At 58.1% G+C, this 11,495-nt stretch carries 7 protein-coding genes; 1 reads left to right on the forward strand and 6 read right to left on the reverse strand.

The features are described from left to right. Positions 1–228 precede the first annotated feature (228 nt). The 5 genes from ACVW16_RS00585 to ACVW16_RS00605 form a co-directional block, all read right to left on the reverse strand. Positions 229–3,465 (reverse strand): adenylate/guanylate cyclase domain-containing protein, encoded by a 3,237-nt coding sequence (locus ACVW16_RS00585; RefSeq protein ID WP_456705387.1) that lies wholly within the window; start codon positions 3,463–3,465, stop codon positions 229–231. A 548-nt stretch (positions 3,466–4,013) separates the two neighbouring features. Beyond that, complete coding sequence (locus ACVW16_RS00590) at positions 4,014–5,135, reverse strand: CHAT domain-containing protein (protein WP_456802175.1); 1,122 nt, start codon at positions 5,133–5,135, stop codon at positions 4,014–4,016. Next, positions 5,125–7,236 (reverse strand): tetratricopeptide repeat protein, encoded by a 2,112-nt coding sequence (locus ACVW16_RS00595; protein WP_456802176.1) that lies wholly within the window; start codon positions 7,234–7,236, stop codon positions 5,125–5,127. The genes ACVW16_RS00590 and ACVW16_RS00595 overlap by 11 nt, the downstream gene beginning before the upstream one ends. Before the next feature lie 206 nt (positions 7,237–7,442). Continuing rightward, positions 7,443–7,907, reverse strand: coding sequence for a hypothetical protein (locus tag ACVW16_RS00600; protein WP_456705385.1), 465 nt, complete (start codon positions 7,905–7,907; stop codon positions 7,443–7,445). An 836-nt stretch (positions 7,908–8,743) separates the two neighbouring features. Then, positions 8,744–8,956: a DUF1127 domain-containing protein gene (locus tag ACVW16_RS00605; RefSeq protein WP_456705384.1), complete on the reverse strand. Its 213-nt coding sequence runs from the start codon at positions 8,954–8,956 to the stop codon at positions 8,744–8,746. A 164-nt stretch (positions 8,957–9,120) separates the two neighbouring features. Here ACVW16_RS00605 and ACVW16_RS00610 point away from each other — a divergent pair, with 164 nt between their 5' ends. Next, on the forward strand, positions 9,121–10,707 hold the full coding sequence (locus tag ACVW16_RS00610; protein WP_456802177.1) for a winged helix-turn-helix domain-containing tetratricopeptide repeat protein: 1,587 nt from the start codon (positions 9,121–9,123) through the stop codon (positions 10,705–10,707). A 224-nt stretch (positions 10,708–10,931) separates the two neighbouring features. On the opposite strand, the gene ACVW16_RS00615 is transcribed toward ACVW16_RS00610, so the two are convergent. Further along, entirely contained in the window at positions 10,932–11,396 is a 465-nt protein-coding gene (locus ACVW16_RS00615) for a hypothetical protein (RefSeq protein ID WP_456734501.1), read from the reverse strand. Positions 11,397–11,495 lie beyond the last annotated feature (99 nt).

Below are 11,495 nucleotides of genomic sequence, written 5' to 3' on the forward strand. Positions count from 1 at the left end.
GTTGCGAACCCCTCAGTCTCAAGACAGGACGCCCCGTTGCGCTATCTCTCAGCCGTGCTGCGGGCTGCCGAACTTACCGCGCGAGCGGTTTAGTCCTTTGGCCCGGAGCCGCCGCATCCCACGGCCGGAGAAATGTCGGCTGTTAGGGGGGCGACCGAACCTTACTGGACCAAAACCGTCGCGATTGACCGAATCCGGAGTGCCTGAGCAGATAAGGCACGCCTTGAATTAGAGCGTGCGCAATGATTCACCGAGCGCGTCGATGCGCATGTTGGCTTCCGCCGCGGGTTCGAGGACTAGCCTAAGTTCTTCGTCACCATCCTTGCCTCTCCCGCACCGCGCCAAGGCCTTACCGCGTTGGGCGACCCAGGAAGCATACGGGAGCGGCTCATCAGCAGTCCGACGTAACAACGCGTCGGCCTGGCGGTCGGCCTCATCCCAGTCTCCGAGCAAAATCGCGCGCTCGATGGCGTAACGGCGGAACCAAAAATGGTTGTGGCCGACGGCACCGCGCTCGAGCAGCGCCTCGGCGGCATCAAGCGCAGCCTCCTGATCTTCCTGCCGGTCTTCTAGCAGGGCAAGAAGTCCAAAAAAGATCGGGCCGACAAAACCGTGGCCGGTCTGCTCCGAGATATCTCGCCCTTGACGTGCCAGTGCCAGCGCGTCCTGGCGGCGACCTGTGGCCAGCATCACCTCCGCGCAATGACTGAGGATGACCGCCTCGTAACGCCGAGCATTGAGTGAGCGCGCAAGCTCCAGTGCTTGCGATTGCTCTCGTACTGCCTCAGTATATCGCCCCGCCGCGGTCAGGCAGAAGCCAATCGAGTGCACCGCAAACATTTCGGCGTGTCGGTTGCCAATCCTTATGGCAGCATCCTTGCCTGCGCGCATATCATCAAGGCCGCGATCGAAGTCGCAGGTATAGATTCTGCAATGTCCCATCATGACGCGATTGGGCGCTATGATCTTTGCTAGTCCGTCGGCCTCGCAGAGCTCGACGCAGGCTGTGAAATGCTGCAGCGCCGTCGCCATTCGACAATCCATGTAGAGTGCGTCAGCGAGACCGCTCAAAGCACGGGCTTGCCACTCCAGCGATGCCACCCGTCGGGCCGCTTCGAGCGCGGACTGATGCTGGGTGCGGCACTCATTGAGCTGACCACGCACGAAATGCAAGTTTCCCCTGATGTAGTGGATCTCCGCAAGCGAGCGGCTGTCATCGAGCGCCTGGGCAAGAGGTTCGGCATCGGATAGCGATGCAGATGCGTCCTCCAAACGAGCCGTCAATCGGTTTGCCGCGGCGCATCCAATCAGGGCGCGGCAGCGGGCCGCGGCATCGCTGGCCTCCGCCAGCGCGCGAACGTACGCTTCGAGTGATTCCGTGCCGCGTCCGGCATCCTGCTGGAGGTCGCCGAGCAGGGTGGCAAGTTCAACTGCCTCCCCGCCGCCGGTTGCGAGCGCAAGGCCGCGTGACGCCAGGGTGATGGCCTGATCCTGCCGAAACAGGCCGGCCTGCATCTTTGCCGCCGCGATATAGGCACGCGGCGCCTCCGCACTGCCGGCGCAATCCAGATGTTCGGCGCGCAGCACCGGATCGTCGACGAATATCGCAGCGGCTGCGGCGTGGAGTTCGCGTTTGCGAGCGTTTGTGATCGAACCGTAGATACCCTCGCGAACCAGCGCATGCGCAAACAAAAAGCCGTCGGCCGTCGGACGCAGCAACACGTTGCCAACCAGGGTATCACAGACGAAATTCGGGTCATGAAGCAACGTCCGGAGCTGGGCGAGAGTGAAGCGCTGGCCGAGCACGGACGCTGCTTGGATGGCACGGCGGTCAGGCGCCGAAAGCAGATCGGTGCGCGCCAGCACCACGCTCTGGATCGAGGCGGGCAGGCGCCCATCCGTCAAATCGCCGGCGCCTCGCAGCAGCTGCTCGAGGAACAGCGGATTACCGCCCGCGCGTTCGACGCACTGATCGGCGAATGCAGAGGCGTCGATGAAACGTCTGGCAATCGCCAGCCCGTCCCGCACCGACAATGGCGATAGATCGATAGTCGCGATGCCTACCTCGCCGGTCATGCCGCGCCATTGTGCGTCGAGCTTGTCGCCGTCGAGCCGCGTGGTCATGACGAGCACGGTGCGGCTCAACACCGTCGCACGGCTCACCGCCGCGAGCAGGCTGAGCGTTTCGGCGTCGGCCCAGTGTACGTCCTCGATGGTGATGAGCAGAGGATTTTGCCTTGCCACCCATCTTACGAGCGCGGCAATCACGCGCTCTTTGCCGCTGTTGCGCGCCGCGTTATCCATCGCCTCGTAGAACTTTCGAGCGGCGTCGCTGTGCGGTATTTCCAGAAGATCACGAAAATAAAGCGTGTCATCCGTCTGCAATTGTGCCCGTTCCACCACTGACTCGATCGCGGCCTCGACGGCGACCGCCTCAGCGCCCGGGGCGAGTTCCAGGAGCCTGGACACCAGGGTGCGCACCGCACCATGGCCACGCGCTGTCCCGAAATCGAGCACAAAACCAGCGGCGCAGGTCATCCCAATCGCTACAGAAATCGATTTCAGCTCGTCCAGCAGCCGCGTCTTGCCGATCCCAGCCTCGCCGCGGATCAGCACCGCAGTTCCGGATGTGCCGTCGACACAGGCGTTGAGGATGGCGCGAAGCTGCGCGAGCTCGGAGCGCCGGCCGACCAAGCTCTGCGCGTCCGGAGCCAACGATTTCATTTCAAGTGGCCGCCATGCCTCCATCGGACGCGCCACACCTTTGAGCGTCAGCAAACCCGTGGACTCGAATACAACGACTTGTTTTGTCGCCTGATAGACGAGATCGGACACCAGGATTTCGCCGGCTCCGGCGCGGTCGAGCAGCCGCGCGGCGATATTGGCGGCTTCACCGGTGACCGTGTATTCGCGGTGGTGGCTGCTGCCCAACGCGCTGGCGACAACCTCGCCGGTTGCGATCCCGATGTGAATCGCTAGGGAGGAGGGTAGACCGGATGCTAGGGCCGGCACGCTGGCTTGTATTTCAAGAGCTGCGCGGATCGCTCGTTCCGCATCATTGCCGCGCGCCCGCGGTGCTCCAAATAGAGCCATGGTGGCGTCTCCGATGTGCTTGTCAATCGTGCCGCCGAAGCGGTCAACAATCGCGTCGACCATCGCGAAGAAGCGCTTAAGCACCGCGCGCACGTCCTCGGGGTCCAGTGTCGAGGACAGAGGCGTAAAACCGATGAGATCGCAGAAAAGCACCGTGACGGGACGGCGATCGCCTTCGTCCTCGTCGACGGTGGCGGCTGGTTTAGCTGCGGCAGCGTTCGCTCCAAGCGCGCGGCCACACTCGCCGCAAAATCGTGCGCCATGCTCGTTGGCAAAACCGCAGGCGGGACAGTCGAGCGAAAGTGCGGAGCCGCACGACGCGCAGAATTTGCGTTCTACCCGGTTGTCATGTCCACAGTCATTACAGCGCACGACGACCCTCCGTGACGCTCAAGATGAGCCCACATCGCAAGCACCGCAAGGTAAAACCGGAGACGCCTTTGCGTCCTCGCGTAAGGCGATTTGGGACAGCTAGGGGGCCTGCTAAATTATTGAGCCTGCTGAGTAACTAAGTAGAGCAGTGCGAGTTAGTGCGAGTTGAAGTGAGGTGTATGTGGTTCTGCGGCGGCAACGGCCTGATACCAGGCAGTGGGTGGTCGGAACTGCTGCGCCCAGCAGGGGCGGACGCCTCCATGGTTGCCAAGAGGCCGTGAGCCGGAGATTAACCCCCGCGGGATAGTCGTGACGAACCGGGAGGCGTCCGCTACTGAGCTTCTACGGCGGATCACCGCTCCGACGAACATGGGCATTCAACGCATTGAGTGCTCGCGAGTTTTTGGCTGGCGCTACCGGCTTCACGCGATAAACTACGGTAATAATCTACAAGTTTGCGCGCGAGCAGACTCGAAGGGCAGGGCTCACTAAAGCTGGCGAATGGCTTCCAATGTCTGCGAGGCTCGAATCGCTTACTATTCTATTGATCAACGACGTCCGCCGTCACCTATAACGGAGTAGGGCGCCCAAAACAGCGGATGCGCGTAAGCGAACTCGGTTCTTCCAGCTGAATCAGTGTAACCTGGCCCATCGATCATTGCGATCATCGCCTGCCGTAACGCTTCGCCGCGCGCTAGTTTCTTGTCGTCCGACTGACGCTTGAACAAGTCGGCGACGAGTTCGCGCGCCGACTGCGAATGGACTGACCAATTCGTCACGAGAAGCGCACGGGTCCCTGCGTAGAAGAAGGCGCGACCGAGGCCGGAAGCTGCTTCGGCGCCAGCGCCGTCGCCCAAGCCGGTATTGCAAGCTGAGAGTACAACCCAATCGGCGTCGAGTTTCAGCGCGAGAATTTCCTCCATCGTGAGAAGGCCATCACCGTCGCCGCCCCAAACGGTTGGTGCCGACAGCGCTAAGGCTGGCTGGTTCAAGCCGTTGAGCTCGCCTGGTAGCAGGCCGTGGGTTGCAAACGCGAGTACCTTGAACTCTGAAAGATTGGCCGCCTTCACCCTTGCCTCATTGGCATCCGCCCCGAGAAAGAGCACTTTGGCGGGATCGGCCCGAAGCGCAAGCGCAATCGACTTTAGTTCGTCAGCCGTGTCTGGGAGACGCGGTAATATTGCCAACTCAGCGCTATCGACGCCGAGCTTGGGTAAGTTACGTCGTTTGAGCGGAAGTCCGCGCGTCGCAAGCGGCGCTGCGGCGTTATCGGAGCCCTCAGCGAGTTTCGTCGCCTCCATCTGCTCGGTCGAGAAGTAGGGATCGCCGAAGGCAATCAGCTCACTGCGCGTCGGTTTGCCAGGCGGCAGGTTACGGAGGGTGCGAAGAGCAGATAGAGAGGGCACCATCGTCACGGCATGTGTTCGCGCGAGCCATGGTACCTGCCTGTAGCTGGAAAACAGTACGTCCTCGCCGGCGTCAATTTGAGCGGGGACGGTAGGCAGCAGTGAAAGCGGTAAAAGGCCAAGCTCTCCGTTCGTCACCACGATTAACGTCCTGGACCGTTTCCAGCTACTCTCGACCGGCTTCAGAAGCAGAGAGTAAAGTTGATAGCCGAGATCGACATCGAATGGAGGAATATCGGAAACAAGTGCCGCTTCAGTGTCCAATGCCTTTCTCAGCTGCTTTATCTTGCTCTTGATTTCCGCAGGTCCAATTGCGATGGAAGCAAAAGCGACGGGACCGGCCTTTGGTACGGCCCAGACAAAGCTTGCGTCGTCTCCGAAGTAGAAAGACAACACCGCCTCGTCGTCGTAGTAGAGCGTCCTGAATCTGATCGATGCTCGGCGGCTTGGGATTTACTAGATCGGCGTATGACGGAAAGCGCTCCTTGATCTCGGTACGAGCCGCGTCGCGATCAGACCGCAATTGCGCAATCGATTTCTCGACGTTTTGCAGCACATGCTCATCCCGTTGGCTGGATGGCACACTCAAGAGGTTGTTGAGCAAGCCGAGTTGTGCTCGCGCCTGTTTGCTGAGGTCTTGCTCATTGCGCACAAGTTCGGTGAGCGCTGGCTCCGTCGCAGCGGCCCGTGCACTTGATTCTGCGAATGCTCTCTGTACCGCGCGGCCACGGATCGCGTCAGCCCATGCAAATGTCCTGGCTGCAAGGCCGTCCTCGGCGACCGGCGTTCGTGCCATCAGCACAAGATAGTTTTCAACGATCGACTTAAGTCGCGCCTGGGCCTCGGCCCTAACCTCTTCATCCCCATCGGCAACATTCTCTTGCACGATAGCCAGCAAGACTGGCAATGCAATTCTAAATTCGCGGGCAGCTTCGGGGTCTTTGCCAGCGCGCATCAACGCAATCCCGTAGAATCCACGAGCGGAAGCGCTGTCGTAGTGACCTTCACCGACCCTTGCCACCTGATAATCAACCAGCGCCTGAGCAGCGGTCAAAGCTTCTTCAATTCGGCCGACCATCAACAGTGCATGGACCCGCGAGACTTTCGACAGCAGGGCTTCACGCTGACCCGGCTCCCATTTCGCGGTTGCTTCTAGGAGCATGTCGAACGCCTCGTTCGCGTCGGCGTACCTTTTCTCACCGGTCAAGATTACACCTAGCAAGGACAATGCAGCGGCGCTATTGAATTGATCGTCTCCGATACCGAGCGTCCGCTGGATATCAAGGCTTGTCCGCACCAGCTTTTCGGCTTCTGGAAAGCGGCTTTGCAGTCGTAGAATGCCCGCTAGGCCGGTCACATATTTGGTTATCAGAGGATTGTATTTACCGTCGGCCTTAAGGCGAGAAAGCAATACAGTGCGAGCGTCCAGCTCGGCTTCTGCGAGCCGTCCTTGCCGGGATTTCATCTCGGCGATATTCAATAAAAAAGCGTCCGCTTGCCGTTGCTGCTCGGAAACCAGCGGCACATCTGGATTTGTCTCTTTGAGTTTCTTGAAAGCTTCTATTGATTTCAGTCTCAGTTCGCGCGCTTCCCGAAACGCACTCTCGGCATCGCTGAACCGGCCGCGTGCGGCAAATATGCGCGCTTGCATCAATGCGATGGAGCATTCCCACGACGCTCCTCTGACAGCGTAGCCGCGCCAGCTACGCCGAGCCTCCTGGATGAGCGCAAGGCCTTTTCGGAGGTGCTCTTCAGCTTTCTCCATGTCTCCCATTCGGATCGCGACGCCGACCGCCGTATGGTGCAGGGGAAATAGGTTGCCCGTTGTTTGAGGGTGACTGGCCTCTGCAATCGAACCCTCTAATGCTGCCATGCCGCTCTTTAAGTCCCCGACTGAGTCATAATAGGCTTGGTTCAGCATCCCGATTCGTATCGTGAGTCCCTTGTTTCCTGCTTGTCTTGCGGCAAAAAGTGCTCGCTGACCATCGGCAAATGCCTCGGTCATCCGGCCCAGGATTTGTCTAGCCTCGGATCGCTCGTAGTAGAATATAGCCAAGGCATTCTCAGAGCTATCACTCGCAGGTTCTACATCGGCGGCAGATTTGATCTTTGCCAACAGTATGGGATCAGGTTTCTCGCTGTCGAGAATAGCTGTGATGTCCGCAATCGATGGCGGCGGAGGAAGAAAGCTCGGGGAGGATGAACCCTCTGCTGAGCTTTCTTTAATGATCGAAGTCCCGCCAATCGACGACGAGCTGCAGTCGTGCCGTTCGGCTGCGAGGTTAAACTGGCACTTGTCAGCTTCTTGGCTAAACGCACCTGATGCAGCAAATGCCGATGAAAGGCTTAGCGCGAACGCTAACATCGACCGGCTTATCATTCGAAGTCCCCACCTCGCAGCCAACTGCGCCATCCGCACAGAACAAGTCGTTTCGCGGACATCGAGGTTGACGGGTTAGATCGGCTCGGACACGCCTATGACAGAAGTGCTTTCAAGCGCCAATTTTGGACAGGCACGACGAAGATCATTCTTACGAATAGGCAGAGTTCGCAGCCAGAGAAGCCTTGAACTTACGTCTTCGGTGAGCACGCCCGATAGCCAAATCGATGAATTATGTCACGGCCGGAGATTGTCGTGAATGAGGTAGTGTCCATGATGTGATTGGCTAGAAGATAGCTGCGCAATGCTCCATTATAGGAATTCAGCATACTCTGGGTTGCCTTTTGATCGCTTCCCGCATGAAATAAAAGCTCCGCATTCGGATCGACGCACGCATTTCTGAGCCGCAGGAACATTGTACAAGCCGACTGACAATGACCTTCAATTCGGAAGGGCTGACCCGTCTGCGACGCTTGCTGACGATATTCCTTAAAATCCCTGATACGACCACCCATCCCGTAGCGGGACGATGAGTCCTGAGCACGGGCTACATCCCAGCAACATGCTGTCGATGACATGACTAACAGTACTAAGATCGCCAGATTTTGAGGGGTCCTGATTTTCTTCGCGACGTAATAGTTGAGCTTGCTCAGCATGAAGAATTCCTTGCAGACATGGAGCGAGTTGAAATTGTGTGGTGGGCACGACAGGCATAAGGGCCTGTCACCGTGGGGGGCGATCTAGTGATAAAACATTAGAATCTAATACTCTCCAGAGCATAATTTGATTAGATCGTTGCGGTCAATATCCGCCGAAAAGGCTTTTCCTCGTTCCACATTCGGAACGAGGTCGCCGGCCGTCCGTCTGCGAAAATGCGCGACTAACATCAGCTTCGGCCACAACCGCAGACCAAGCGGGCGCGGGAGTCCGGCCTGCCACTGGAAACCGCATTGCAGCGCGATTACCCTCTGTGAGCAGTAGCCCGCAATTTGCATCTCAACGTTGCGACTGAGCAATAAGCGACGTGATGTCAGCCTCGGGCGAAGCCTGCCCTGAAAAATGCGTCAAGTTGTTCTGCTCGCCTGGCAGCAGCGAAGAGAGACATTTCTCCGAGCGTAGGTTAGGCGCCTGCCGCTAATGATTTTTTCAACAACGATATCAGAGGATATCCGCTCCTCCAAACCCCGCTAAAACTACGGGGCATTTCGCATGTAGCGCCAAAAGCTACGGTCGCAAGCCACGGTCGGGCATCCGCCCAGAACCTTCGAAAGATGATCAAGCTCATCCCGATGCCCGCCCCGAGGTTCGGATAGGGCGATAGAGCAGTTCGGCCTCCTCGCGACGAAGCTATTACAATGAAATACTGCCGCCCTTTTTCAAGAGAACGGCCGAGAAGAGGCATTCGGGCCGGAGCTCTGGCACGCACCAACGAAGGATCTATCGAAGTCCTTCACTTCGTTCGCTATGCCAACCGGCGGCCCAGTAACCTGTATCAACGCCCCGGTTCGCTATAGTTCGCGGTGACATTGTAGATCTCGCCCCGGGTAATGCCCATATCCCTCAGGTCACTATCACTTAGAGCGTACAACTGGGCTCGCGCCTTCTCTCGTTCCCGCCACGCCTGAAACGCAAACCAATATGCTTCGAAGACGCGGAAGACATGCTGTGTCGAAGCGATGGTCTGTCCCGACTCGATCGTCTTCATAGCTGCACCTCTTCAAATCCGCTTTCGACCGAAGTCTGCCGAAAAACGGGTCGGCGCGCTTAATGAATGGCTTACATTTCCCTTACCACACGCTTATTCTTTGTGGTCCAATCCACATCAGGAGCGCTTTTCAATATCCGAAAGATGCCAGGGAGAATGGTGCTTTGCGCTATATCTTCGAGGACTACACATTTGACACGGTCCGTCGCGAACTGCACCGCAGAAGCGATGTCGTCGCCATCGCGCCACAGGTGTTCGATCTGCTCGATTACCTGATCCGCAACAGGGAGCGGGTTGTCAGCAAGGACGACCTCATCAAAGCCGTTTGGAATGAGCGCAGCGTATCGGACGCGGCGCTGACAACCCGCCTGAATGCCGTCCGGGGCGCAATCGGGGATTCCGGCGAAGAACAGCGCCTGATCAAAACGCTGCTGCGCAAGGGTTTCCGCTTCGTAGGTGCGGTGCGGGAAACAGAGAAATCACCTGCTACTTCGGTAGCCACTATTCAGGACCAGCAGAGCCAAAGCAATCTCGCCCGTCCGGAAGGCCCGCCACGTCTGTCAATTATCGTTTTGCCGTTTGCGAATATCGGTGGCGACCCCGAACAAGAATATTTCGTCGATGGCGTAACTGAGAGCCTAATCACGGATTTGTCACGGATCAGCGGCTCGTTTGTCATCGGTCGACACACAGCGTTTACCTACAAGCGCGAAGCGGTTGATCTAAGGCAGGTAGGACGTGAGCTGAACATCCGCTATGTGCTTGAGGGCTCGGTGCAGCGTGGTGGCAACCGCATCCGGGTGAATGTGCAGTTGGTTGATGCGGAAACGGGCAATCACCTCTGGGCCGAGCGTTTTGACAAGCCCATTGCCGACCTGTTCGAAATGCAGGACGAGATCGTATCGCGGCTCGCTAACACACTGAATACCCAGCTAGTTGAGGTCGAGGCACGGAGGGCGGAGGGCTCGCTTCATCCCGATGCAATGGACCTCAACTTTCAAGGCTTGGCTTGCTTGAACAAGGCATTCACGTCCGACGACTTCACCCGAGCGCGCGCCTTTTTTGAACGTGCCTTGAGCATCAATAACCGAAATTTCGTGGCGCTTGCGGGAATGGCATCCGTCGATCTGGGTATGGCTAGCAGCTTACTCACCGACGACCGCGCCTCGCGCTATTCAGAAGCTGAAACAAATGCGATTAAGGCGCTTTCACTGGTCCCAAACTATGCGGTGGCACACTGGATATTGGGCGGCGCCTACATTTTTACAAAACGCGCCGCTGAAGGAATCGGTAAATGCGAGCAGGCATTGGCGCTTAACCGCAATTTAGCCGGCGCATATAACTCTATTGGTTCGGGCAAATATTTTTTGGGTCGAGCTGCCGAGACCGAAGCCCATGTACTTGAAGCTTTTCGGCTCTCCCCTCGCGATAAGAATGCCCATTACTGGATGTACTCTATAGGCCGGGCCAAGATACAATTGGGCGCGGATGCCGAAGCCGTCGATTGGTTTCGGCGAAGCATTGATACTAACCGTAACTTTCCTCTCGCCCATTTTATGTTAGCGGGTGCTCTAAGCGCACTCGGCGCTGTAGATGAGGCGCGAGCGGCTGTACGGGCCGGACTTGCGCTCAGCCCCGAATTTACCATCCGTCGCGTGCTCGCCCACAGAGTAAGCGACAACACGACCTACATTTCCACGCTTGAGCGCCTTTGTCAGGGCATGCGAATGGCCGGGGTGCCGGAGGGCTAAAGTTCATAGGCCAGCGTCGGGACAAGCAGTAGTTATGCCGCCGCCCGATCGTCCCGCCCGCGGCCTACGCCGCATGCTTACGGCACTCACGACGGGGTTGTCGAATAGAGTTCGCCTTTGCTGCAATGCATGAATCCGGAAATGTGCAGGTTTTTGGAGGCCGGCAACGAGGAGGCTCCTCAGGGCTCCACTGGCCGGCGTCCAAAAAGCGCCAAGGCACGAAGTCACGGGAGGTAGGGCGCCGGCGGAGCAGCGAGCGCTGTGAGGATCGCATGTCGGGTGCCGCGTTCGATGGCAAGCGCGACGCGAGCACGAGGTGGCGTGTATCTCTGCATGCCAGGGAACCGAGGAGAGTGCAGTGGGTATCTCGGCAGGTGGGTGAAGTGCAGCAACGGGCAGCCGGTGAATCGATCGACGGGCATTGCTTCGAGAGGCGGCAACCAGGCAGAACGCTTCCACAACTTCCGCGTTTCGGCACGAGTGTTGCAAAAGAGTATTTTTAATGTTTGCGACCTGTGTAATTTCAAATAGTTGCGCGTGGCAGAAATGGCGCATCCGAGAACCACTGCGCGATTAATCGGTCGATCAATATCCAGTGGCATGGTTTGAATCAATTTCTTGCGAGCAGGGATATCGACCGCACATTCAAGCAAACTGGTTGGCGCTTTCGTCAAGGCAATTTTTGTCATTCCATATAGTGGGCCGGTGTGGCTGCCACACCGGGGTGCTGGACCGCGCTTGATCCCGCCCGTTAATCGTGTTGACCTGCCGCCGCGGCATCGCTGTCC

This window comes from Bradyrhizobium sp. USDA 4474, assembly GCF_054057515.1.